General features: G+C 72.7%; 23 protein-coding genes. 10 read left to right on the top strand and 13 right to left on the bottom strand.

The genetic code is table 11. From position 1 onward, the window contains the following. Positions 1 to 6 precede the first annotated feature (6 nt). Both DB32_RS44615 and DB32_RS45850 read right to left on the bottom strand, forming a co-directional pair. A complete protein-coding gene (locus DB32_RS44615; RefSeq protein WP_053236606.1) occupies positions 7 to 588 on the bottom strand; it encodes a LysR substrate-binding domain-containing protein in 582 nt (193 codons plus the stop codon). Continuing rightward, positions 479 to 955 (bottom strand): LysR family transcriptional regulator, encoded by a 477-nt coding sequence (locus tag DB32_RS45850; RefSeq protein WP_169791634.1) that lies wholly within the window; start codon positions 953 to 955, stop codon positions 479 to 481. The genes DB32_RS44615 and DB32_RS45850 overlap by 110 nt, the downstream gene beginning before the upstream one ends. Before the next feature lie 11 nt (positions 956 to 966). Here DB32_RS45850 and DB32_RS32850 point away from each other — a divergent pair, with 11 nt between their 5' ends. Beyond that, positions 967 to 1902 (top strand): alpha/beta hydrolase, encoded by a 936-nt coding sequence (locus DB32_RS32850; protein ID WP_075097682.1) that lies wholly within the window; start codon positions 967 to 969, stop codon positions 1900 to 1902. On the opposite strand, the gene DB32_RS32855 is transcribed toward DB32_RS32850, so the two are convergent. The 4 genes from DB32_RS32855 to DB32_RS32870 form a co-directional block, all read right to left on the bottom strand. Continuing rightward, positions 1886 to 2995 (bottom strand): hypothetical protein, encoded by a 1110-nt coding sequence (locus tag DB32_RS32855; RefSeq protein ID WP_053236609.1) that lies wholly within the window; start codon positions 2993 to 2995, stop codon positions 1886 to 1888. The two genes, DB32_RS32850 and DB32_RS32855, sit on opposite strands and share 17 nt — an antisense overlap. Positions 2996 to 3073: 78 nt before the next feature. Further along, positions 3074 to 3742 carry a glutaredoxin family protein gene (locus DB32_RS32860; protein WP_083458084.1) on the bottom strand — a complete coding sequence of 223 codons (669 nt, stop codon included), beginning with the start codon at positions 3740 to 3742 and terminating at the stop codon, positions 3074 to 3076. 97 nt (positions 3743 to 3839) lie between these two features. Further along, a complete protein-coding gene (glmU, locus tag DB32_RS32865) occupies positions 3840 to 5285 on the bottom strand; it encodes a bifunctional UDP-N-acetylglucosamine diphosphorylase/glucosamine-1-phosphate N-acetyltransferase GlmU (RefSeq protein WP_053236611.1) in 1446 nt (481 codons plus the stop codon). 51 nt (positions 5286 to 5336) lie between these two features. After that, on the bottom strand, positions 5337 to 7250 hold the full coding sequence (locus DB32_RS32870) for a DUF4397 domain-containing protein (protein WP_169791635.1): 1914 nt from the start codon (positions 7248 to 7250) through the stop codon (positions 5337 to 5339). Between the two features lie 195 nt (positions 7251 to 7445). Here DB32_RS32870 and DB32_RS47390 point away from each other — a divergent pair, with 195 nt between their 5' ends. Further along, positions 7446 to 7991, top strand: coding sequence for a hypothetical protein (locus DB32_RS47390; RefSeq protein ID WP_157069666.1), 546 nt, complete (start codon positions 7446 to 7448; stop codon positions 7989 to 7991). Between the two features lie 4 nt (positions 7992 to 7995). Here the strand turns inward: DB32_RS47390 and DB32_RS32880 are convergent, their stop codons facing one another. Then, positions 7996 to 9165: an ArsA family ATPase gene (locus tag DB32_RS32880; protein WP_053236614.1), complete on the bottom strand. Its 1170-nt coding sequence runs from the start codon at positions 9163 to 9165 to the stop codon at positions 7996 to 7998. Between the two features lie 78 nt (positions 9166 to 9243). Here DB32_RS32880 and DB32_RS32885 point away from each other — a divergent pair, with 78 nt between their 5' ends. Then, positions 9244 to 10326: a hypothetical protein gene (locus DB32_RS32885; protein WP_157069667.1), complete on the top strand. Its 1083-nt coding sequence runs from the start codon at positions 9244 to 9246 to the stop codon at positions 10324 to 10326. Between the two features lie 39 nt (positions 10327 to 10365). Here the strand turns inward: DB32_RS32885 and DB32_RS32890 are convergent, their stop codons facing one another. Together DB32_RS32890 and DB32_RS32895 are read right to left on the bottom strand one after the other, a co-directional pair. Further along, entirely contained in the window at positions 10366 to 10755 is a 390-nt protein-coding gene (locus tag DB32_RS32890) for a hypothetical protein (protein ID WP_157069668.1), read from the bottom strand. Positions 10756 to 11161: 406 nt separating this feature from the next. Continuing rightward, positions 11162 to 11527: a hypothetical protein gene (locus DB32_RS32895; protein WP_053236617.1), complete on the bottom strand. Its 366-nt coding sequence runs from the start codon at positions 11525 to 11527 to the stop codon at positions 11162 to 11164. 132 nt (positions 11528 to 11659) lie between these two features. Between DB32_RS32895 and DB32_RS32900 the strand changes: the two genes are divergently transcribed. From DB32_RS32900 to DB32_RS32915, 4 genes are all read left to right on the top strand, one after another. Then, positions 11660 to 12529 carry a cation diffusion facilitator family transporter gene (locus DB32_RS32900; RefSeq protein WP_157069669.1) on the top strand — a complete coding sequence of 290 codons (870 nt, stop codon included), beginning with the start codon at positions 11660 to 11662 and terminating at the stop codon, positions 12527 to 12529. A gap of 202 nt (positions 12530 to 12731) precedes the next feature. After that, positions 12732 to 13250 carry a hypothetical protein gene (locus DB32_RS32905; protein WP_053236619.1) on the top strand — a complete coding sequence of 173 codons (519 nt, stop codon included), beginning with the start codon at positions 12732 to 12734 and terminating at the stop codon, positions 13248 to 13250. Positions 13251 to 13323: 73 nt separating this feature from the next. Beyond that, positions 13324 to 14673 (top strand): hypothetical protein, encoded by a 1350-nt coding sequence (locus tag DB32_RS32910; protein WP_157069670.1) that lies wholly within the window; start codon positions 13324 to 13326, stop codon positions 14671 to 14673. A gap of 215 nt (positions 14674 to 14888) precedes the next feature. After that, a complete protein-coding gene (locus tag DB32_RS32915) occupies positions 14889 to 15896 on the top strand; it encodes a glycosyltransferase family 2 protein (protein WP_053236621.1) in 1008 nt (335 codons plus the stop codon). On the opposite strand, the gene DB32_RS32920 is transcribed toward DB32_RS32915, so the two are convergent. From DB32_RS32920 to DB32_RS32935, 4 genes are all read right to left on the bottom strand, one after another. After that, positions 15897 to 17699, bottom strand: coding sequence for a hypothetical protein (locus DB32_RS32920; RefSeq protein ID WP_053236622.1), 1803 nt, complete (start codon positions 17697 to 17699; stop codon positions 15897 to 15899). Between the two features lie 59 nt (positions 17700 to 17758). Beyond that, a complete protein-coding gene (locus tag DB32_RS32925; protein WP_053236623.1) occupies positions 17759 to 18517 on the bottom strand; it encodes a DUF1444 domain-containing protein in 759 nt (252 codons plus the stop codon). Positions 18518 to 18541: 24 nt separating this feature from the next. After that, a complete protein-coding gene (locus DB32_RS32930; RefSeq protein ID WP_053236624.1) occupies positions 18542 to 20062 on the bottom strand; it encodes an HAD-IG family 5'-nucleotidase in 1521 nt (506 codons plus the stop codon). 366 nt (positions 20063 to 20428) lie between these two features. Beyond that, positions 20429 to 21112, bottom strand: coding sequence for a hypothetical protein (locus tag DB32_RS32935; RefSeq protein WP_157069671.1), 684 nt, complete (start codon positions 21110 to 21112; stop codon positions 20429 to 20431). 208 nt (positions 21113 to 21320) lie between these two features. Here DB32_RS32935 and DB32_RS32940 point away from each other — a divergent pair, with 208 nt between their 5' ends. From DB32_RS32940 to DB32_RS32950, 3 genes are all read left to right on the top strand, one after another. Beyond that, positions 21321 to 22622, top strand: a complete 1302-nt coding sequence (locus tag DB32_RS32940; protein ID WP_053236626.1) for an NHL repeat-containing protein — start codon at positions 21321 to 21323, stop codon at positions 22620 to 22622. Positions 22623 to 22711: 89 nt separating this feature from the next. Then, the gene (locus DB32_RS32945) at positions 22712 to 23665 is read left to right on the top strand and encodes a LysR family transcriptional regulator (protein ID WP_240481277.1); all 954 of its coding nucleotides are present in this window, start codon (positions 22712 to 22714) and stop codon (positions 23663 to 23665) included. Between the two features lie 10 nt (positions 23666 to 23675). After that, complete coding sequence (locus tag DB32_RS32950) at positions 23676 to 24311, top strand: class I SAM-dependent methyltransferase (RefSeq protein ID WP_053236627.1); 636 nt, start codon at positions 23676 to 23678, stop codon at positions 24309 to 24311.

Consider the following 24311-nt stretch of genomic DNA (forward strand, 5'->3'; position numbering starts at 1 on the left):
CGATGATCAGCCGACGCGCGTCGCCGCCGCGACGAGGTGCGCGCGAAGCCAGCGCAGCGCGACGTCGGAGCCCGCGCCCGCGCGCCAGATCATCTGCACCGCGAACGACGGAAGCTCGATCGGCGGCGACACCACGCGCAGCGGATGCGCGCGCGCCGCGAGCTCGGCGATGCCGCGCGGCACCGTGCAGATCATGTCGGTGCGCGCGACCAGCGCGGGCGCGACGAGGAAGCTCGGGACACGCACCGCGACGCGCCGGCGCAGCGATCGCTTCGCGAGCTCGAACTCGACCACACCGGGCCCGTAGTCGGGCGCGCTCACCAGCACGTGATCGAGCTCGAGGAAGCGCTCGAGCGTGAGCGCTCTGCCGACGCGAGGATGGCCCTTGCGCACGATGCACGCGAACGACTCGCGGAAGAGCTCCGCGTGCTCGAGCCCGGGCGCGACGCGCAGGAACACGCCGAGCGCGACGTCGAGCTCACCGCGCTCGAGCTCGTGCGCCGGCGCTTCGCCGCGGTGCGCGTGCAGCTCGAGCTCGACGAGCGGCGCCTCGTCGCGGATGCGCGCGAGCACCTCGGGGACGAGCACGGCGCCGCAGTGATCGTTCGTCGCGACGCGGAACGTGCGCTGCGCGCGCGGGAACGAACGCGCGATGCCCGAGCAGCGTCGCTTCGATCTCGCCGAGCAGGCGGCGCACCTGCGGCGCGAGGCGCTCGGCGAGCGCGGTGTGGCGCATCACGCGTCCTTCGCGCGCGAGGATGGGATCGCCGAGCAGCTCGCGCAGGCGCGAGAGCGCGTGGCTCATCGCGGGCTGGCTGAGCCCGATGCGTCGCCCCGCCGAGGTCACGCTGCGCTCGCGCAGGAGCGCGTCGAGCGCGACGAGCAGGTTGAGATCGAGCGACGACAGGCGCGGTGACGCGTTCGACATCCGCGCGACTATCGCACTCGCGCTCATCACGCGCGCGAATGGAGCCATCCACACGTTCGATTCGCGCGCGCAGCGCGTCGAGCCATCGTCCGCACATGTCCACCGAGCGCGTCGTGTTCGAGGTCGACGGCGACTCCGTCGTCGGGCGCTTGTTCCTTCCCGAGGGGGCAGGCCCGCACCCTGCGATCGTGATCGACGGACCGATGACGTCGGTGAAGGAGCAAGCCTCCGGCAACTACGCGCGTGCGCTCGCGGCGCGCGGCTTCGTCACGCTCGCGATCGATCATCGCTTCTTCGGCGAGAGCGGCGGGCGCGCGCGCCAGTACGAGTCGCCGCCCAAGAAGATCGAGGACCTGCACCGCGCGCTCGACGTGCTCGCGGCGCGCCCCGAGGTCGATGCCACGCGGCTCGCGGTCGTCGGTGTGTGCGCGGGCGCGGGGTACGCCGCGTCGGTCGTCGCCGGCGATGCGCGCGTGAAGGCGTTCGGCGCGGTCGCGGGGTTCTTCCACGACGCCGCGCAGCAGCGCGCGTGGATGGGCGAGTCGTACGATCGCGCGCTCGCCGAGGCGCACGACGCGCGGCGTCGCTTCGAGCAGACCGGCGAGGTGATCACGATCCCGGCGGTCGGGCGCGAAGGACCGGTCGCGATGCCGCTCGCCGAGGCGTTCGAGTACTACGGCACGCCACGCGGCGCGGTGCCGAGCTACGTCAACGCGCTCGCGGTGATGTCGCGCGCCGACACCCTGCCGTACGACGCGATGTCCGCGGCGCCGCGCATCCGCGTGCCCACGCTCGTCGTGCACTCCGACCACGCGCTCGCGCCGAAGCTCGCGCAGAAGTTCATCGCGTCGCTCGGCGGTCCGGTCGACGTGTGCTGGGTCGAGTCGAAGGGACAGATCGACTTCTACGACGATCCCGCGCGCATCGAGCCCGCGTGTGATCGACTCGCTGCGTTCTTCACCGATTGCACGTGAGGGAGCGATAGAAGAGGCGCCTGCTGCCGTCCGCGCTCGCGCCGATCCACAGCTGGCCGGCCGCGCTCTCGCCCGGCGCGATCACGACCTGGTGCTCGGAGCCCGGCACGAGAGGCGGGTCGAACACGCGAACATCCCCGCTGTGCAGCGGGATCGCGACGAACGAGCCATCGCGCAGCGAGAAGAGCGCCTCGGTCTCGTTGGTCGCGAGATCGTGTGCTCCGCTGAGCGGGTGGTCGATCTGCGCGATCGGCTCGCGCTCGATCGCTCCGTCGCGCACTCGCAGGCGATCGAGCGCCCAGCGCTCGTGATGGCGCTCGTAGAGCAAGATCGCGCCACCGAGCAGACGATCGGGCACGATGCGCGCCCAAGCCGTGTTCCGCGCAGGGAGCACCGCGCGGAGCTCCGTGGCCTCGCGTGTGACGACGCGAACCTCGAGCTCGCGCTCTCGCCCCACGACGACGTATGCATGACCGTCGCGATCGAGCGTCGCGGAGGCGATGTCGCCACGCGACACCTCGAGCATCGTGCCGTCGTCGATGCGGAGGATCGAGATCACGCTCGACAGGCCTTCCGAGACGGGCCAGGTCTGCAGCACGACGTGCTCGAGGTCGATCGGATCGATCGCGCAGTCGTGCGTGGCGGGAAGGATCGCGAGGGTGCGCTCGACGTCGAAGCTCGGCGTCAGCAGACGTAGCTCGCAGGACGTCGCGTCACCGCGGACCGCTTCGAGCCATCCGCCAGGTCTCGGAACGAGACCACCACGATGGCGAGCGGGCACCTCGATCTCGCGCTGCAGCGCGGGCGTCGCGCGCGGGAGCAGGAGGAACGCGCGATCGACGGACGCGTCCTCGGGATCGCGCCCGATGATCGCGACGCGATCGAGCTCGGTGCTCACCGCCGCGGTCCGGCGCACTGCGAGATCGTTCGCCGGGAGCTCGACCGTCTCGCCCGGGAACCAACGACACGGAAAGCTGCGGAACGGCGCGGCGTCCGCGGCGTCGGCGCCCGCGTCGTCCGGCACGTCGAGGCCGCTGCGCGCACCACAGCCGATCGCCACGGACATCGAGAGCGCGAGCCAGGAACGACGCATCGGCGCGCGAGCCTATCGCACGTCGTGACGACCATGCACGCGGTGCATGGTCTGCGTCGAGACCATGCACACGGTGCATCACATGTGGCGGCGCGCGGCGTCGTCGATCGCGCGCTCGAGCGCGCTCGGGCTCAGGCCCACGAACACGCGGCCCTCGACGTCGATGGTCGGGATCGAGCCGCGCGGGTTGAGCGCGCGCATGCGCTCGCGCGCCCGCGCGTCGCGATCGATGTCGTGGTCGACGTAGCTCACGCCCTCGAGCTGATCGAGGAACGCGCGCGCCTGGCGACACGCACCGCACCACGACGTCGAGTACATGACGATCGACACGCGGCGGCGCGCCGCTGCCAGCGCGTGGCGATCGAGCGGCGGGGTCGCCTGGATCACGCGCGGCGTCGTCGGCGCGCGCGGGACGCTCTCGACCGGCTCGCGCGGCGCGCTCCGCGGCGGCATCGCCGTGCGTGCCGGCGGCGGAGGAGCAGCCGCAGGTGGGATCACGGGCTCGGGCTCGCGCGCGATCGTCGACGCGATCTCCGCGTCCGCACCGGGCCAGGTGACGAGCGCGAGGATCGCCATCACCACGACCATCGCGACGCCGACGAGCGCGCGTCCCCACGAGCTCTCGGGCTCCGGCTGCGCCGCCGGCGCGAGCGAGCGCCGGCACACGATGCAATCGCCGGACGGGCTCAACGCGATGTCGTGCGTTGGGCAGCGCGCGCCCGGCGTGCGCTCGCTCTCCATGCTCATCTCGGCTGGAGTGCTCGCCGGCGCAGGGCCCGACGGAAGCGTGCGGAGCACGCGGACGGGAGGCCCTGAGCGGGCGAGCCGATTTTGGGATCTCTCTTCACTTCTTCTGCTTCTCGGCCTTGTCGGCGTCGGCCGCGCTCTTCAGCTTCGCCTTGAGGCGCGACGCGTAGCCGAGCTTGTTCTCCTGCTTCGCGCGGCCGACCGCGAGCGCGTCGTCGGGCACGTCCTTGGTCACCGTGGTGCCGGTCGCGACGTACGCGCCCTTGCCCACGCGCACCGGCGCCACGAGGTGCGAGTCGCTCCCGATGAACGCGCCGTCCTCGAGGATCGTCGTGCTCTTCCGGTACCCGTCGTAGTTGCAGAAGATCGTGCCCGCGCCGACGTTCACCTTCTCGCCGACGAGGCCGTCACCGAGGTACGCGAGGTGGTTCGCCTTGCTGCCGCGGCCCATGCGCGTCTTCTTGAGCTCGACGAAGTTGCCGACGTGCACGTCGGGCCCGAGCTCGCTGTCGGGACGAAGGTGCGAGAACGGACCGACCTGCGCTGCCTCGCCGACCTTCGACTGCGACGCGACGGTGTACGGCTTCAAATTGGCACCGGGTGCCACTTCCACGTCCTCGAGCACGCAGCCGACGTCGATGCGCGCGCCCGCGCCGATCTTCGTCTTGCCGCGCAGCGTGACGTTCGCCTCGAGCACCGCGTCGGGCTCGACCACGACGTCGGCGCCCACGTAGAGCGTCGCGGCATCGCGGATCGTCACGCCGCTCTCGCCGAGCCGGCGCGCGATGCGACGCCGCATCACCGCCTCGACCTCGCTCAGCTGGAAGCGATCGTTGACGCCCTGCACGCTCTCCGCGCTCCAGCGGATCCCGGTCGCACCGCCCTGCGCGCCCGCCATCGCGACGACGTCGGTGAGGTAGAGCTCCTTCTGCGCGTTCGCGGGCGTCAGCTTCGCGAGCGACGCGCGCAGGAACGACGCGTCGACGCAGTACACGCCCGCGTTCCACTCCTTGATCGCGCGCTCTTCGGGCGACGCGTCCTTGTGCTCGCGGATGCCGACGACGTGGCCCTTCGCGTCGCGGAGGATGCGCCCGTAGCCGGTCGGATCGTCGAGCACGCTCGTGAGCAGCGCGACCGGGCCCGCGCCGCTCGCGCGACGCGCCGCGAGCAGCGCATCGATCGCGCCCTTCTCGAGCAGCGGCACGTCGCCGCAGAGGATCGCGACGTCGCCCTCGAAGTCGGCGAGCGGCTCCATCCCGCACATCACCGCGTGCCCGGTGCCGCGCTGCTCCGACTGCACCGCGATCTCCACCTCGCTGCCGAAGCGCGCACGGAGATCGGCCTCGACCGCCTCGCGACCGTGCCCGACCACGACGACGACGCGGCGCGCGCCCGACGCGAGCGCGCTGCGCACCACCCACGCGACCATCGGGAGCCCGCACACGGGGTGCAGCACCTTGGGCAGCGAGCTCTTCATGCGCGTGCCCTGCCCAGCGGCGAGCACGACGGCGGCGAGGGGACGATCCGCAGCGATGTTGGTCATTTCGACGGAACGGAGCCTAGCCCCCGCTCCGGTCGCCGCAAAGCCTCGCTCCTACCGCGCCGGCACGACCACGACGCTGCTGCGCAGCTGCACCAGCACGCCGACGCTCCCGCTCGCTTCCTGGAAGACGTACGCGCGCGCATACGTGCCGGGCGTCAGCAGCGGCAGATCGAAGATCGCCTGCACGTCGCCGTCGGCCTCGGCGTCGAAGCCGATCGTGTAGGTGCCCGCGGGGAGATCGACCGGCGCCTCGGTCTCGCCGAACCCGAAGTCGTCGACGAGCTGGGTGCCGAAGGTGGTGCCTCCGCCGAGCAGCTCGTACACGTCGCCGCGCGTGACGCCGGGCGCGACGTGGGTGATCGGCACGCGGATGTTCGACGACGAGAGGCCCGCCGCGTCGTCCTCCAGCGCGACGACGTCGATCGATGCGAGATCGTCGTACACGACGACGGTGTACGCACGACCGGGCATCACGCGGACGTCGGTGTCGAGCAGCGGCGTCGGGGAGCCGGTCGCGGCGACGGCGATCGACAGCGCGCCGCTCGGCACCGAGATCACGCTCGACTGCGCCTTGAACGCGAGGTCGGTGACCGCCGCGACGGCGCTGCCCGCGTACACGTCGACGTTCGGCGCGTCGCGCGAGAGGTGCAGCACGCGCACGTCGGACTGCGAGGGATCGACGCGCGTGGTGGTCGCGCCCTCGAGCTGCGCGAGCACGAGCGCGTCGCCCTCGGCGTCCTGCGCGAAGTAGAGGTTCGCGAGCGCCCCGCCTTCGAGCTCGGGGAGCGAGAAATAGAGATCCGGCGTGGCGTCGTCGTCGCGATCGATGCCCAGCGTGTACGCGCCGTACGGGAGATCGAACGGCTCGGCGGCGTCGCCGAATTCGACGTCGCTCAGCAGGCTCTCGGTCTGGCCGTCCGCGGCGACCGCGTACACGTCGACCGTGCCGAGCGTGGGCGCGGCGTGGATCGCGCGGACGCGCACGTCGATCGGCGACAGCCCCGCGGTGTCGTCCTCGAACACGACCGCATCGAGGCTCGCGAGCGCGCCGATCGCGACCGCGGTGTACGTGCGGCCCTGCTCGAGCCGCAGCGGCACGCTGAGCACCGAGGTCGCGCTCGTGCCGTCGGTCGTGAGCTCGAGCGCGGCCTCGCCGCCCGCGAGATCGACGTAGTCGGTGCTCGCGCCGAACGCGATCGGATCGAGCGCCGCGTCGCCGACGAGCGGCGTGATCGATGGCGCATCGGGGCCGAGGTGCACGACGCGCAGGCGCTGCCGGAGCGCATCGACGCGCTCGGTGTCGTCGGGCCCCTGCACCAGCAGGAACGGCGTGCCCTCGTCGTCGACCGCGGTGAAGACGTTGACGACGGCGCGCTCGGGGAGCGCGTCGATCGCGAAGAGCCGATCCGGGGTCGCGTCGTCGTCGAGATCGATGCCCACGACGAGCGCGCCGGCCTCGAGGTCGACGGGATCGGAGGCGCCGCCGTAGCGCAGGTTCTCGGCGAGGGGCTCGGGCGCGCCGGTGCCGGGCACGACGTAGAGATCGACGGTGCCGACGCCCTCGGCGGCGTGGATGACGCGCACGCGGGTCTCACCGCTCGCGATCCCCGACGCGTCGTCCTCGACGACGCTCGCCTGCACGCGCGCGAGCGCGCCGAACGCGACCGCGGTGTAGCGACGACCATCCGCGATGCTCACGCCGCTCAGCGTGACGACCGCCTCGTCCGCACCGTCGCCCGCCGCCGCGATCTGCACGTCGCGATCGCCGGGCGCGACGTGGATCGCGTCGCTTCCTTCCGCGAACGCGACACCGGACACGATCGGTCCTTCTCCATCGACGAACACGTCGATCCGCGGCGCGTCCGCGCTCAGGTGCACGACGCGCAGCGCAGTCTCCGGTGAGTCGTCGCCGCAGCTGGCAAGCACCACCACGCTCGCGCAAGCGAGCCATCTCCAAGCACGCATGGTCATCTCCTCTCGCGAGGCGGAGCACGTCATGCGGCGAACACACCGCGCACGACGCTCTCGGTCCGGCTCGACGCTCGATCGCGCGGGAGCACGCGATGATCGAGGAAGACGCGGAGCTCCGACCCTGGCCTCACACGAGCATGGTGCCGCGGGTCGCGACGATCGCGCTACGGGGTCGTTTAGAATCGCGCGGTGGCTGGCACTCCCTCGCGCCTCTTCGTCCCGCGCATGCTCTGGCTCGCGCTGCTGATCGCGCAGGGCATCTTCGTGCTGCTGCTCGCGGTGCCGCTCGTCGAGCTGCCCTCGGCGCGCCCCGACGACACGCTGCTCGCGGTGCTCGTCGCGGTCGCGACCAGCAGCGCGATCGCGTCGTTCCTCTTGCCGCAGCACTTCCTGCGCGCCGCGCTCGCGCGCCATCGCTTCGAGATGCGCGAGGTCCCCGACCCGAGCGCGCCCGTCGGGTTCCGCGGCGCGGCGCCGACGATCCGCGAGCACGCCGACGTCGCGGCGGTGCACCGGATCGCGCGGATGATCGGCACGACGCCGTTCATCCTCTCGATCGCGTTCTCCGAGTCGATCAGCGTGATCGGCTTCGCGAGCGCGTTCCTCGGTCATCCGCCGATCGTGTGGGGCGCGTTCATCGCGACCGGCATCGCGCTCACCGCGCTGCGCTTCCCGACCGACGCGACGTTCTTCGGTCCGATCGAGCGCCACACCGGCGTGCCGGTGCCGCGCTGACGGCTCAGTGCGTGACGACCTCGTTCTGCCGCTCGCCGACGAGGTAGCTCGCGACGCGCGCCAGCGATCCCAGGTCGTGCACGTCGTGCTCGAGCACCGGCACCTCGACGTAGAGCGCGTCCTTGCCGCTGCGGTTCTTCAGGCGATCCGCCTCGAGCCGATCCGCCACCGCGCGCAGGCGCGCGTCGTCGAGCGCGCGACGCATCCGCGCGACCATCTTCGCCGCGTCGACGTCCTCCGGCAGGTGCGCCTTCGCCTCGGCCTCGAGCTGCGACGTCGGCGCGCTCGGCTCCGCGATCAGCTGGTGCACCTGGTTGATCACGAACGCGTCGCGCCGCATGCCCGCCTCGGCGAGGCGCTCGCCGAAGTAGATCGCCTCTTCGATCGCGAGCGGCGCCGGGCTCGTGACGATCACGAATGCGACCTCGGCCGAGCGGAAGTCGTTCGCGACCTCCTGCGCGCGCGCCCGGAAGCCACCGAACAGATCGTTGAAGTCGGTGATGAACGCCGCGACCTCCTCGAGGAAGCCGGTGCCCGTGAACTTCGAGAGGCCACGCAGCAGGAACGCCGCGCCCTTGCCCACGAGGTTCAGCGAGAGCTTGCCCGCGCCCTCGAACGCCTGGACGAACCAGCGCATCGCCGGTGAGTCGACGAGCCCCGCGAGCCGCTCGGGCGCGTCGAGGAAGTCGAGCGCGTTCGACGTCGGCGGCGTGTCGAGGACGATGAGGTCGTAGCGCGGGTCGTTCTTCACGGCGTGGAGCTTCTCCATCGCCATGTACTCCTGCGTGCCCGCGAGCGACGTCGAGATGTACTGGTAGAGCTTGTTGCCGAGGATGCGCTCGGCGCGCTCGGGGCTCGACGCGGTGCGCCGCACGAGCTCGTCGAACGTGCGCTTGGTGTCGAGCATCATCGCGCTCAGCGCACCGCGCATCGCCAGGCCCTGCGCGTCGAAGAGCGTCTTCGGGACGACCTGCTCCTCCGTCGTCATCTCGTTCAGCCCGAGGCTGTTCGCGAGGCGCTTCGCGGGGTCGATCGTCAGACAGAGCACGCGACGTCCGTGCATCGCGGCGTGCAGCGCGAGCGACGCAGCGGTCGTGGTCTTGCCGACGCCTCCGGACCCGACGCACACGACGACGCGATGAGAGTCGAGGACGTCCCGCAGCGAGCTCGGCATCAGGCGCGCGAGCCTAGCGCCAACCATCGCGGGGTTCCATCGCGCGCGCACCTCGTGTATGGCTGCGGGCTCGACGTCATGCGCCGGCTCACGATCCCGCTCTCGATCGCGCTGCTGCTCGCGTCTGCGTGCTCGGGCCCCGAGCGCCCGCCGCCGGAGCGTCCACGCGAAGAGCGCATGGACGCGGGCACACCCGTGGTCGAGGCGCCGGTCGAGGAGCCCGGCCTGCAAGTGCCCGAGGACGATCGCGCGCCCGACGGACCCGCGTGCGTGCGCACCGACTCTTGCGGCGCGGGCATGCAGTGCCGCGGCGCGCCCGGATGCACGAGCGACTGGGCGTGCGGCGAGGCGCGCGAGTGCATGGACGAGAACGTCGCGTACTGCGACTGCGACGGCGCGACGTTCTACGCGCGCGGTGGGTGCCCGGGGCGTCCGTACGCGCACGTCGGGCCCTGCGAGGCGATGGGCGAGCTGATCGCGGCGGGCACCGAGCTCGGCATCCACGACTACGACGAGCCCCCGACGACGCAGGACCGCACGTGCGCGTCGAGCTCGCAGTGCGGGCGCGGGCTCACGTGCTTCGGCATCGCGGGCTGCAACACCGACTGGACGTGCGTGCGGGCGCGCGGTTGCACGCGTGATCGCGCGGCGTTCTGTGGGTGCGACGGGCAGACGTTCCACGCGAGCTCGACGTGCCCGGGGCGGCCCTTCGTGCATCGCGGTGCGTGCCGCGAGGCCATCGCGCGCGCCGACGAGCTCGACGCGGGTGTGGCGCCGATCGAGCGCGATGCGGGCGCCGCGATCGCGACCCGAGAGCGCGACGCGGGCGCGCCGATCGCGACCCGCCAGCGTGATGCCGGCGCGCCGACGAGCGTCGCGATGTCGATCCCCGAGGAGCCCGCGCCGCACCGCGGCGAGCGCGTGTGCCGCACCAACCGCGACTGCCCGGGGAACCAGGTGTGTCAGGGACCGGCGGGCTGCGGCATGGAGTGGACGTGCGGCCGCCCGGAGCGCGCGTGCGTGCGCGACACCCAGGTGTTCTGCGACTGCGAGGGCCAGGACTTCCGCGCGAGCATGTTCTGCCCGGGGCGGCCCTATCGGCACCGCGGCTCGTGCGAGATCGATCGTCTGCTCGATCTCAGCGGCGCGGCAGTTCGCTGAGAGTTGCAGGCGCAACCGTCACGGTTGCGCGCGCAACCCTCACTCCGCGTCGACGGCGACGCAGAAGCGCTGGACGTCGGTGTCGCGGACCTCGACGTCGAGGTCCATCTCCGCGAGGTCGTCGGGCCCGACGCAGCGGTAGCCGTCGTCCTGGCGGCAGTCTCCGCTGCTCTCGCAGCGCCTCATGCACGCGACGATCGCGCGGCGCGCCGGCTGCGGGTTGAAGCGCACGCACACCGAGTCGTCGGGGCAGCGGTCGGGCTCGCAGTCGAAGACCGTGCAGTACCCGCCGGGCTGCGCGATGTCGCAGAGGCGATCGCCGTTGATCGAGCAGTTGCTGGCGCTCGAGCACGAGTCGCCGATCTGCGGGGCGCACGCGGCGGCTTGGACCGCGACGAGCGCGAGGATCACGGAGCGAAGGAAGCGCACGGGGCGCGCAGCATAGAAGACGCGCTCTCGGCGCGCCACGCACGCTCCTTCGCCCAGGAACCCAACTGATCGGCTCGCCGCTCCGGGCCCTTCCGTCCGCGCGCTCCGCGCGCTCCCGTCCGGGCCCTCCGGGACGAGCACTCCTGTCGTCAATCGGCTCGCCGCTCCGGGCCCTTCCGTCCGCGCGCTCCGCGCGCTCCCGTCCGGGCCCTCCGGGACGAGCACTCCTGTCGTCAATCGGCTCGCCGCTCCGGGCCCTTCCGTCCGCGCGCTCCGCGCGCTCCCGTCCGGGCCCTCCGGGACGAGCACTCCTGTCGTCAATCGGCTCGCCGCTCCGGGCCCTTCCGTCCGCGCGCTCCGCGCGCTCCCGTCCGGGCCCTCCGGGACGAGCACTCCTGCTGGCGCGTCAATTCGCGGCGAGGATGCGCTCGACGCCGCGCAGCGAGGTCGCGAGGAGCGCGTCGCGCGCGACCGTCCCGCCGATCGACGCCAGATAGAGCGGCTGGCCGTGCACGCGCATCGTGCGCACCGCGACGTCGGCCCCGCGCAGCAACGGCGGCATCGGCATCGAGATCGTCCGACCGAGCAGCGGCGCGATCGCCGCGAGCTCCTCGCACACCGCGCGATCCCCCGACTCCGCGAGCGCGATGCCCGCCTCGTCCGCGAGCACCAGCGCCTCGAGGCGCGCTTGATCGCGCGCGTGGTCGATCTGGAAGCGGAGCGCGAGCTCGCGCTGCTCGCTGCGGCGGATCCGGCGTTCGACGATGCGCATCAGGCTCCTCTCGGCTCCCGCAGAGCCGTGTGGTTGGATGTAGGCAACTCTACCGGCTCGCGCCTCCGCGCCCAAGAAAGAGACGTGGCCGTGGATCGACTCGACCGCGCGACGCGCACAGACTCGCCCGCCGTGTCGTCCGGTCGGGACCCCAACGTCGCGCGGCTCACCTACGCGAGCATCGCGGGCAGCCTCGCGATGTCGATCGCGCTGCTGCTCGTGCACTTCGCGTTCGGCAGCCAGCTCGCGCTCGCGCAGGCCGCGGACTCGATCTCGGACATGCTCGCGGGCGCCGCGCTGGTGTGGGCGGTGCGCCAGGCGGCGCAGCCCGCCGACGACGATCATCCGCTCGGGCACGCGCGCGCCGAGCCGCTCGCCGCGCTCGTCGTCGCGGTGCTCGCCGGCGTGCTCTCGGTCGAGGTGCTGCGCACCGCGGTGGTCGCCCTCGCGACCGGCGCCCAGGCCGAGCTCGACTGGCCGGTCGCGGTCGCGTTCCTCGCGAAGATCGTCTTCAAGGGCACCATCGCGGCGCTCGCCTCGCGCGCCCTCGCCCGCCGCGCGAACCCCGCGCTCGACGCGCTCCGGGTCGACGCGCGCAACGACGTGCTCGTCGGGTCGGTCGCGCTGGTCGGCTACGCGCTCGCGCGCTGGCAGATGCCCGCGGTCGACTCGGTGCTCGCGATCGTGATCGCGATCTACGTCGGGTTCGCGGGGGTGCGCCTCGCGCGCGAGAACGTCGGGCTGGTCATGGGCGCAGCCGCGCCCGCGGATCGCAAGCACGAGCTCGCGCGCATCGCCGCGCAGGTCGACGGGGTCCGCGCGGTCGACGAGCTGGTCGCGACCTGGTCGGGCGCGTCGCTCCACGTCCACGTCGAGATCGCGGTCCCCCCCACGATGCCGATCCACGCGGCGCACGACATCGCGCACGCGGTCGAGGCCCGCCTCGGCCGCGAGGACGACGTCGCGCGGGTGGTCGTGCACGTGAACCCCGCGACGGCCTGACCGCGCGCGCGCGGGGGACGCGCGAGGAGCACGGCGGGGTCTGTGATCCCCGCACAGAGCACCGATGGCTCCGCCGATCGGAGCACGCATGGCTCCCGTTTCGCGATTCTGCGCACATTCCGCTGGGATCGTGAGCGGTACGCGACCTGCACAGGGGCGGGCCGGCTGCGCGTGACGCGCGGAGGAAGAGGAAGGAGCTCGGATGGCTGGCACCGCCCTGACGAGGATCGTCGCGCTCGCCACGATCATGATCGCGCCCGCGATGCTCACGGCATGCGCCGGTGACCTCGAGAACCCCGAGCGCTTCGGGCTCGGCGGCGGCGACGCCGGCGGGGGTGGCGGTGGTCAGGACGCGGGCACGCCTCCGAGCGACGAGGACTCGGGCACGCCCGGGGTCGACGGCGGTGGCGGCGGCGGGCTGAACTGGGCCGACGTGCTCGCCGAGAACTGCGCCGGCAGCGGCTGCCACGGCGCGTCGTCGCCCGCGCTCGGGCTCGACGTCGTGAGCGCCGGCGCTCGCGATCGCCTCGTGAACGTCGCCGCGACGGGCTGCGCGGATCGCATCCTCGTGGTGCCGGGCGATCCCGACGCGTCGTACCTCCTCGAGAAGATGGAGTCGTCGACGCCCGAGTGCGGTGGGCGCATGCCGCTCCTGCGGGGCTCGCTGAGCGACGAGCAGCTGGCGGCGGTTCGCACGTGGATCGCGGGCCTCAGCCCGTGACCGTCGCGAACGCCATCGAGAGAACGTGACCGGGACGAAGACGACGACGCCGAGGACGAAGGGACGACGACCCATGCGGAACGCGCTGACCCATGTCTCCACCACGATCGGGCTCGCCGCCGCGCTCGCGGCGCTGGTGGGCTCGCTCTCTCCGAGCACGAGCGAGGCGCAGGACCGCCGCGCGATCGTGCTCGACTTCTCCGGCCCGGGCGCCGACGCGGCGCGCACCGAGGTGGTGCGCTCGCTCGAGGGCGGCGGCTGGGACGTCGCGAGCCCCTCCGAGGTGCAGCGCGCGGCCACGCGGCTCGGCGCGGATCCAGCCTCGCCCGAGGTCGCCGGCGAGATCGGCGCGCGCGCGATCGTCGAGGGACGCGTGACGCGTCGCGGCCGGCGCTTCCAGCTGCGCGTGACCGTCAGCGACGCGTCGAGCGGCGCGCAGCTCGCGGAAGAGACGTTCTCGGGGCGCGGCGCGGGCCGCCTCCGCGCGCAGGTGCGCAGCCAGCTCTTCGACCGCATCGGGTTCTCGATGTCGCAGGGCAACGCGCCCGGGCGCGCCGCGTCGGGTGGCTCGTCGTCGCGCGCTTCGTCGCGCGACATGAGCGACATCGAGGACGAGGCGCCCCCCGCGCTGTCGCGCCGCGGTGCTGACGACGACGACGACGGCGAGGACGCCGAGGAGTCGAGCTCGAGCCGCGGCGACGCGAGCGGGCCGCAGCTCTCGCCGCTCTGGGTCGCGATCGGCGCGTCGGGCTTCTCGCGCGACTACTCGTACAACGACGACATCTTCCTCACGCTGCGCCCCTACCAGCTGCCGATCGGCTGGACCCTCCGCGCGCAGGCGCGCTGGTACCCGGCGGCGCACTTCACCCAGGACTTCCTCGCGAACCTCGGCGTCGAGCTCTACCTCGGCGGCGCGATCGGCATCCAGTCGCGCCAGCGCGACGGCACGACGTACCCGACGGACTCGATCGACATCCGCGGCGGCGCGGATCTGCGCATCCCGCTCGCGCCGCTCGAGCTCGGCATCGGCGTCGGCGGTGGCATCCACACGTTCGCGCTCGGCGCGTCGAGCGGCGGCAACACCGCCGCGCTCCCGAACGTCGAGTACCAGTTCCTCCGTCCCGCGGTGCGCGCCCGCCTCGACGTCGGCGCCGGCATCTACACCGAGGCGTCGTTCGGCTGGCGCGTGCTCACCGGCACCGGCGCGCTCGGGACGTGGTTCCCGCGCAACTCGGGCACCGGCATGGATCTCGGCGCGCACCTCGGCTGGGAGAGCGACATCGGCGTGGGCGTGCGCGCCGGCTTCGAGATGGCTCGCTACTGGTTCTCGATGAACCCCGAGCCGGGCGACACGTACATCGCGGGCGGCGCGGCCGATCAGTACCTCTCGGGCTCGGTCGACCTCGTCTGGCGCATGCGCTGAGTCTTTCGGGAGGGGTCTTGGAAGACCCCTCCCCCCGACCGGCGGAGCCGGATCGGGGCCCCTACCCCGAACACTGCGCGCGGGGCCCCAGCCCCGCTTGCTCTCGCCCGCGAACGCGCCGACGCCGGGCGCGACACCACGAGCCCGGTCGGGGATCCCATCCCCCGGCCGGGCTCTTCTCGTCGTGACCGCGCAGGTGCCTACATCTCGCGAGCATGGGTGGTCTCGCCGAGGTCGGGTGCGTCCTGATCGGGCGCAACGAGGGCGTGCGGCTCGTCCGCTGCTTCGACTCGCTGTCCGCGCTGCTCGCGCCCGGGGATGCGACACGCGTCGTCTACGTCGACTCGGGATCGACCGACGGCAGCGTCGCCGCCGCGCGTGCGCGCGGGATCGAGGTCGTCGAGCTGGATCCATCGGTGCCGTTCACCGCGGCGCGCGCGCGCAACGCAGGCGTCGAGCGGTTGCTCGAGATCGCGCCCGCGCTGCGCTACGTGCAGTTCGTCGACGGCGACTGCGAGGTGATGCCGGGGTGGATCGAGACCGCGCGCGCGCGGCTCGATGCCGATCGCGACCTCGCGGTGGTGTGCGGGCGTCGTCGCGAGCGCAGGCCCGACGCGAGCGTGTGGAACCGCATCACCGACGTCGAGTGGGACACGCCGGTCGGCGATGCCGCCGCGTGCGGCGGCGACTCGATGATGCGGCTCGACGCGTTCCGCGCGGCGGGTGGCTTCGACGCGACCCTCATCGCCGGCGAGGAGCCCGATCTCTGCGCGCGCATGCGCGACCTCGGGTGGCGGATCGAGCGCGTCGACGCCGAGATGACGCTGCACGACGCGGCGATGACGCGCGCGTCGCAGTGGTGGAAGCGCTGCGTGCGATCGGGGCACGCCTCGGCGGAGCACGCCTACCGTCGCGCGCGGGTGCGCGGCGTGCGCGCGCGCAGCGCGGAGAACCGCATCTGGCTGTGGGGCGCGCTCGTGCCCGCGGCAGCGGCCGGGCTCGCGGTGCCGACGTTCGGCGCGAGCCTGGCGCTGCTCGGTGGCTATCCGCTCTCCGCGTGGCGCGCCTACCGCGCGACGCGCCGCCGCGGGCGGCGGCGGCGCGACGCCGCGACCTACGCCGTCGCGATCACGATCGCGAAGTTCGCGGAGCTGCAGGGCGTGCTGCAGTTCCATCGCGCGCGGCTGCGCGGCGAGCGCGTGCGGCTCATCGAGTACAAGTGATCACTCGCTCGCGCAGTGGATGACGACGACGCCGCGCCGCGCGATCGCGATGCGGCCCGGCGCGACCGCGAGGTGATCGAAGCCCGCGGCCGGCACCGGCGTCGACCACACCTCGCGCAGCGTGCCGTCGTCGATCGCCAGCATCGTCTCGTGCTCGGCGCGGATCGACACCACGCGCCCCCACGCGTCGAAGCGCGTCGCCATCGCGGGCGACGATCGCGCGAAGCGCGCCACGAACGTCTCGGGGTCGAGCACCTCGAGCCCTTCGCCGCCGATCACCGCGAGCCGTCCGTCGAGCGCGAAGTCGAGCGGCGGGCCCGCGCTGTGCCCGCCGACCGCGAGCGTGCCGATCAGGCGCCCCGTCGCGACCTCGAAGACCTGCGCGCGACCGGCGTGGATCACCGCGTAGCGCCCTCCGTCGGCCGACTCGATCACCCGATCGACCGCCGCGAGCGCGTGGGTGCGCGCGATCTCGCCGCCGCGGATCCCGACGACGCGCAGCTCGCGCGCGCCCGGGCTCCAGACGTACGCGTGGCGCGCGCCGAGCCCCACGACCCACGCGTCGCCGACCTCGTGCACGATCGCGCCCTCGCCTTCGACCGGCTCGATCGTGAGCGTCGTGCCGGTGACGTACGCGATCGCGCTGCCGCGGCCCTGCACCGGACCGGTCGCGAGCTCGCGCGCGGGCGTGATGCGATCCGGTCGGTACACGCGCGTCGTGGTGGCCATCGCGACGACGAGCCGGTCGGGCGTGACGAAGTGCAGCCCATGCTCGACGTCGACGTCGACGTCGGCGCGCACCGGCGCGCCGTCCTCGCCCTCGACGACGATCGTGCGATCCGACGCGCCCGCGAGCGCGCCTCCCGCGAACGCCGGCAGCGTGCTCGGCGTGAACGTGCGCTCGACGCGCGGCGTCGCGCCCTGCACGTCGACGACGTCGCCGCTGCCGAGCAGCACGCGCGGCTCGGACGACGACGCCGCGATGCCGTGCTCGGGCCCGCCGCCCGCGATCGCGCGCACCGTCGTTCCGTCGGGCTCGACGATCAGCGCGCGCTCCGAGGGGTCCCGCCGGAGCGTCGTCGCCAGCGCGCCGCCCGACGTGAACGCGATCTCCGCAGGCACGCCGTCGTCGATCCCGACGACCTCGCGCACCACACGATCCGCGCCGTGCACGAGCACGCGCCCCGGCGTCCCGATCGCGACGAGCCCGCCGTGCCACGCGGCGACGCGCACGCCGCGCGTGGCGTCGGCCTCGTCGAACGCGATCGGATCGCCGAAGGGCGGCTGCACGAGCACGCCGCGCGCGAGCGGTCGCACCGTCGCGGGATCGAGCCCCGCGAGGAGGAACGACGCCGCGAGCAGCGGTGGCTCGTGGCGCGCGCGCTCGGTGCGCGCGCCGCTGCGGACGTCGATGTCGAAGCTCGCGCGCGGCGTCACCGCGCGCACGGTGCGCCCGTCCTCGGTGATCGCGACGGCGAGCACCGGCGCGTCGGGCAGCAGGTGCTCGGCGAGCACCCACGCGTCGGGCACGCGCACGACGAGCACCGCGCCCACGTCGGACCCGACCGCGACGAGCGAGCCCGCGCCGTCGATCGCGGTCGGCGTCCCGAGCCCGATCACGTCGCACGGCTCGAACCGCGTCGGAGGTGGGCCCGCGTCGACGTCGGGATCGGTCACACCGATCATCGCGTCCGGGGGGAGCACCACGAATCCACCTCCGTCGCGCTCGGCGACGTGGGACTCGGCGCACCCGGACAGCAGGAACGACGAGAGAAGGCAACCGGCGAGAGAAAGGAAGCGCATCGGCGCAGCATCCGCACGCGGCGCGCAGACCTGCGATTAAGCTCGATTAAACGTCGCGATCAGAGGTTCACGCGCCAGCCCGCCGACTCCCAGCGCAGGATCGCGCGGCCGAGCGGCTCGGGGTGGCGCATCGCGATCGCGTGCGTCGCGTCGAACAGGCTGTCGACCTGCGGCGCGGCCGCGATGAGGAGCACCCCGCGCGCAGGCGCCGCGGCGAGCATCGATCCGCCGAGCGCTTCTTCGATCACCGGCCACTGCGGCGTGAGCAGCAGCCGATCGCACTCGTGCAGGTCGCCGACGTCGCGCACGTAGACGCCGGGATGCCCCGGCAGATCTTCGAACGCGTCCGCGGGCGGCAAGCGCGCCGCGAGGTTCGCGAGCGCGACGTCGTGGAGGCGCGCGGGATCGATCAGCCCGAGCGCGCCGAGCGCCTGCGCGGTGGGGAACAGCGTCGAGGCCGGACGATCGACGCCGTAGACGATCGTCAGGTCGCCCGCGAGCGGGCGCGAGATGCACCCGCGCAGCGCGAACTGCACGAGCTCGCGCGAGCGCAGCGTCGCGATCACGTCCTCGACGCGATCGGGCGGTGGCTCGATCGCGTCGGCGACGGTCTGCATGAACATCGCGACCGCCTGATCGCGCTCGCGATCGCCGGGACAGCTCGCGAGGTGCGTGCGCAGCCGATCGAGCCGCAGGTCGATCGAGCGCGCATCGGGGAGCCGGACCGTGATCGACGAGACGCTCGTCACGTCGACGCGCGCGTGCGGCCAACGTCGTTCGATGCGTCCCGCGACCTCGCGCGCGAGGGTGTCGTCCACGCCGGGACTGTAGCGCGCCCGCGATCAGTCCTCGACGCCGCCCTCGGGGCCCGAGTCGTGCGGCAGCGAGCCGCGTGGCGAGCGCAGGTACACGAACGGCGTCGAGTACAGGAAGTTCGAGACCCGCGACGTGTACACGTCCGCGTGGCGCTCGATCTGCCGCGCGAGGTGGCTCTTGTCGTTGCCCGTGCGCAGCAGCAGGCCCCAGCGCGGGCTCACGAGCTCGCCCGACTTGCGGGCGAGCGGCCCGATCCGCTCGTCGAGCGCGACCAGCTCCGCGCGCAGCTCGCGCATCCGCGCCCGCAGCGAGCCGATCGTCACGCCCTGGGGCACCGGCCCGTAGCCGTGCTCGAGGCGCTGCAGCGCGATGCGCATCTGCGAGTAGCGATGCTCGAGCAGCTCCTTGTCGTGCATGCGCGCGCTCAGCTCGCGCTGCACCGGCTTGAACGACTCGAGCGCCTCGAGCTCGCCCTCGAGATCACGCAGCACGAGGCAGGTGCGCCAGCGGTTGACGCTCTTGCTCACGTTCACGTCGGCGAAGATGTGATCGCCGACGAAGAGCAGCGACTCGCCCGGGATGCCGAGGCTCGACTCGACGAGGCGCGCGTTGCCCCCGAGGTACGCCTTGCCGAGCTGCAGCTTGCCCTGGACCGGGAAGAGGCGCCCCGCCTCGTCGAGCACCTCGAAGGCGGGCATGCGCTCGGTGAAGAACGCGGGCTTGCGCGCGGCGACGATCACGAGGTCGAACAGGTCGCGCCACGTCTGCCCGTCGGGCATGTAGCGATCGAACGCGTACGACATCATCGCCTGCGTGTAGTGCCACTCGGAGTTCGTGATGATCACGAGCTTCTTGCCGGCGGCGCGCAGATCCTTGAGCGCGAGCGGGAGCTCCTCGTCGAGCTGCACGTACTGCTCGGGCGCCGCGATGATCTCCGCCTTGAGCTCGCCTTCCATGTGCGTCGCGTCGAGGCTGCGGCGCACGACCTCGTAGAGCTGCAGGTAGCTCATCACGCCCTCGCCCGCGGGATCGGCGGGGTCGACGCCGGGCGACGAGAGCCGCTGCACGTGCAGCTTGCCGTCGTCGAGCAGGTCGACGAGCTGCGCGAACATGCACGCCTCGCTCAGCGAGAAGAGCGTGTTGAGGAACACCCAGCGCGCGTCCGCGAGGTCGACGACGGTGCGCTCGTACGCGGCGCGCTGGTCCTCGAAGGACATGATGCGCGTGCCGTGCGCGGCGCGCTTCACGTAGCCGAAGCGGTTGGCCTTGACGAGGTTGCCACGCGGCACGTCGAGGATGAGGCCGAGCGCCGCGATGTCGGGATCGAACTCGAGGTGCTCGATCGGGAACCCACGCGCGACGAGCCGCCGCTTCAGGTGCTCGTACGCGCGCTGCTCCCACACGTGCACGTGGTAGTGCACGAGCGTGTAGTCCATGTCGAAGCCGATCGCCTCGATGCCGCGGAAGTTGAGGGTTCGGTTGCAGAACACGCGGCGAGCAGGAGGCGGGAGCTCGGCTCGCTCCAGCGCAGAGAGCGCATCGGACATGCGGCTACTGCTAGCACGTCGCGCGCGAGGAACGGCTGCTCGCGTGTTGCGCCGACGAGACGGGCGCTCCCGGATCTCCGGAGGGGTGCGCTCGATGCCGAATTGCGCGCTGCCGAACGTTCGCAGCGCCCCATTCGCCGCCGATCCACGGCGATGTCGAGGGGTTGCAGCGCGTGATACGCCGGCGTGACGCGCGCTGCCGACCCTTCGGAGAGATGCATTCGACGCCGAAACACGCGCCGTGGAACGCCGCGAGCGCGCGTTGCGCCGTCGAATGCTGCGCTGCCGGCGGTCCCCAGCGCCCGTTTCGTCGGCGCCACACGCGCCGTGACCGCTGGAGGCGTGCGCTCCGCGCGCGGGCGGCGATCAGGTCGCCGGCGTGTCGCCCCCCTCGCCGTCGTCATCGGGATCGGTGCGGCGCGCCGCGCTTCGGAGCGGGTCGAAGTAGAGCTCCTGCCGCGGGCGATCGCGGGGGTAGCGGGCGCGGACCGTGCCGGCGCTCGCGTCGTAGGCGCGCACCCAGTCCTCGCGCGCCGCGAGCTCGTTCGCGTACGCCGTCGCGAACGTCGCGGCGGCGGTCTGGCGCGCGTCGAGCGCGGCGCGCAGCGCCGCGATCGCAGCCTGGAGCGCGGGCTCGTGCTCGGCGCGCAGCGGTGCGAGCGTGCTGCGCGTGGTGAGCCGGTCGAGCACCCGCAGGCCCGCGGCGACCTGCGCGGCGGCGCGAGGCAGCGTCTCGGCGAGCGTGCCCTCGGGGAACGCGTCGCCGAAGATCGGGCCGTTGGCCTTGCCGTCGAGGGAGCGCGTGTCGTTGGCGAAGCGGCGGATCACCTCCTCGACGACGCGCTCGGCGAAGCGCACTGCGACGCGAGGCACGACCATCGCGCGCTCGGCCGCGCCGCGCGCCGTCGTGGTGGCCTCGAGCTCGTCCTGCGCGGGTTGGAACGCTCGCGCCAAATCCGCGAGCGAAGGGTCGTGGCCGAGCGCCGCGAGGTGCGCGAGGCCGAGGAGGAGAAGCCGCTCGGAGGCGACTTCGGCTGTCGGGATCTGCATCGCGGGGACGCTGCCACGCATGCGCCGCAGACGGGAAGCTCCGCGACTGCGGGCGTCGGTCGCGTCTCCGCGACGCGCGCCCGGGGGTGGGACCGTCCCATGGGACCGTCCCACGCGCTCGCCGAGATCGTGGAGATTTCCTCGGGTTTCGCCCAGGAACGGCCCGTGCTGAGGACGCCGCGCCGCACACGCGGTGGAGGTGCACGGGATGGAACGTCGAAGCTGGAAGGTGTGTCTGCTCGCGCTCGCGCTGGCTGCATGTGGCGGTGGAGGCGCCGATCCCGACGCCGGCACGACGAACGACGACGGCGGCGGAGGGGGTCAGGACGCGCGGGTCACGCCAGGCGACGGCAGCACCGACGAGCCCGACGGCAGCACGGGCGGGGGCGCGCTCGCGTGCACGACGGGCACCCTGCTCGCCGGTCACCCCGAGCACGACGCCGAGCCAGGCGTGCATGCGAACCAGGGCGATCCGCTGCGCGGCGTCGAGGGTCGTCCGCTCGGATGGCGCGAGGTGATCTTCGTCGGCGATCGCATGGTGACGGTCGTCGGTCAGGAGGTCTGGGCGAGCGATCTCTCGGAGGCGAGCCCGACGGTGCGGCGCGTCGCGGGCGTCGACAGCACGAACCAGCAGCTGCTCGACGGGCCGTGCGCGAGCGCGCGCTTCGCGAACCTGCAGGACCTCGCGGCCGACGCCGAGGGCTCGCTCTACGTGATGGATCAGACCGGCAACGCGGTGCTGAAGATCACCGACCCCTTCGATGCCGCGTCGTGCGAGGTGCACTACTGGGCGGGCACCAGCGTCGACACGACCGACATCAGGCCGGGCACGCCGCCGAACGTCGGTGAGACCGAGGGCCCGGGCGCGAGCGCGCAGTTCGCGCTGCCGGGGCGCATGGCGATCGACACGGACGGCACCCTGTACGTGTGGGACGAGGGCAACGCGTCGATCCGCCGCATCGCGAACGACGCGGCGCACACGGTGTCGACGCTCACCGCGGTCGAGAGCACGTACGACGGGCGCTCGCAGGACGTGATCGTCGACTCGATGCTCGTCTCGAACGGCGTGCTCTACCTGTACGCGCACGACACCGCGAACCAGGTGATCCTCGAGGCGGTGCGCCTGTCCGACGGCAGCAAGAGCGACATCCTCCGCGGGCGCGCCGACGTGTTCCCCGACTTCGACTCGAGCACGTCGCTGCAGGTCGGCGGCATGGCGACCGACGGCGAGGAGCTCTTCGTCTACTTCAAGGGCCTGATCTACGCGGTGACGCTCGAGGGCGCGATCCGGAAGGTCGTGGGCTACGAGGGCGCGCGCAGCACGATCGAGTTCGAGAGCGGCTACGACCCCACGGTGCCGCACCCGGTCGACGAGCTGCACCTCGCGAACCGCAGCCAGTACGCGACGGCGGGCGCGGACTCGTGGCTCGCGATCGACGCGAACGACGACCTCTACTTCGTCGGCTCGGTGCTCGATCCGTACGTGGTGCGCATCGACTGCGCGCGCTGAGCTCTGCCCGCGGGCCCCGCTCGATGAACGTCGGCGGGGCCCGACGCGCCTGATCTCCGAGCCGTGGGAGGCGGTAGACTGCGGGCGTCGTGGACTGGGACGACGTGCGACATTTCCTCGCGCTCGCCCGGGCGCGCTCGGTCCGCGCGGCGGGCGCCGCGCTCGGAGTGAGCCACTCGACGGTCGCGCGGCGCGTCGAGGCGCTCGAGGCGCGGCTCGGCGTGAAGCTGTTCGACCGCCATCGCGACGGCTATCTCCTGACCGACGCGGGCCACGAGATGGTCGCGGGCGCGGAGCGCGTCGAGCGAGAGATGGCGACGCTCGAGCGTGGCGTCGCGGGTCAGGACGCGCGCCTCGAAGGCGCGATCCGGGTGACGTGCACCGACCCGTTCATCGCGAAGATCCTGGTCCGCAGCCTCGCGTCGCTCTGCGAGCGACACCCGGGCATCGAGCTCGAGCTGAGCGCGGACGCGAAGTACCTGGATCTCTCGAAGCGCGAGGCCGACGTCGCGCTGCGCGCGCTCGCGCTGGGCGCGTCGCCACCCGAGCACCTGATCGGACGGCGGCTCGTCCCGATCGTGCTGTGCAGCTACGTCGGGAAGGCGCACGCGGGCAGGCTCGATCCCGATCGCGGGGGAGGTCCCACGCGCTGGCTCGGCTCGAACCTCGACAAGGTGATGCAGGAGCTGGTCGGCTCGTCGAGCCATCCCGACGTTCCGCTCTGGGGCACGTTCGAGTCGATGGCCGTCATGATCGAGGCGGCGCACGCGGGCCTCGGTCTGATCATGGTGCCGACGTACGCCGGAGATCCCGACCCCGAGCTCGAGCGCCTCGCGAAGCCGGACCTGCGGCACGTCGGCGACTTCTGGCTCCTCGGCCACCGCGACCTCCGCGACAACGCGCGACTCCGCGCGGCGCGCGAGGTGATCACGCGAGGGCTGCTGGAGCGCCTGCCACTGTTTCGCGGCGAGGGCGACGGGTGGTCCGAAAACGCGACGCTGCGTACCGAAGTTGCGCCGAGCGCGCGTCGCGCACGGTCGTAGAGTCGGCTCGATGACGACGACGAGCGCCGACGCGAAGTTCTGGGACGACATCGCCGAGAAGTACGCGGCCAAGCCGGTCGAGGACGTGCCGGCGTTCGAGCGCAAGAAGGCGATCACGCGCGAGCACCTGCGGCCCGACTCGACGATCCTGGAGATCGGATGCGGCACCGGCTCGCTCGCGCTCGAGATGTCGCGGCACGCCGGGCACGTGCACGCGATGGACATCTCGACGGAGATGATCCGGATCGCGAACCGGAAGAAGGAGACGCAACGCGTGACGAACGTCTCCTTCCACGTGGGCACGCTGGACGGCGGCAGCCCGCTGGGCGCGGCGAAGGTCGACGGCGTCTGGGCCTACTCGATCCTGCACCTCGTGCAGGATCGGCAGCGGACGTTGCGCACGCTGTTCGAGGCCCTCGAGCCGGGCGGCGTCTTCATCTCGTCCAACGTCTGCCTGGGTGACTCGTGGGTCCCCTACGGCGCCCTCCTCGCCGTGATGCGGTGGCTCGGCAAGGCGCCGGCGGTGCGCATCTACGATCGCGCGACGATCGTGCGCGAGATGAAGGACGCGGGCTTCGTCGACGTGGAGGAGAAGGACGTCGGCGCCGAGCGCACGGTGGCGTTCTTCGTGGCGCGGAAGCCGTGA

The organism is Sandaracinus amylolyticus (assembly GCF_000737325.1).
Classification (GTDB): Bacteria; Myxococcota_A; Polyangia; order Polyangiales; family Sandaracinaceae; genus Sandaracinus; species Sandaracinus amylolyticus.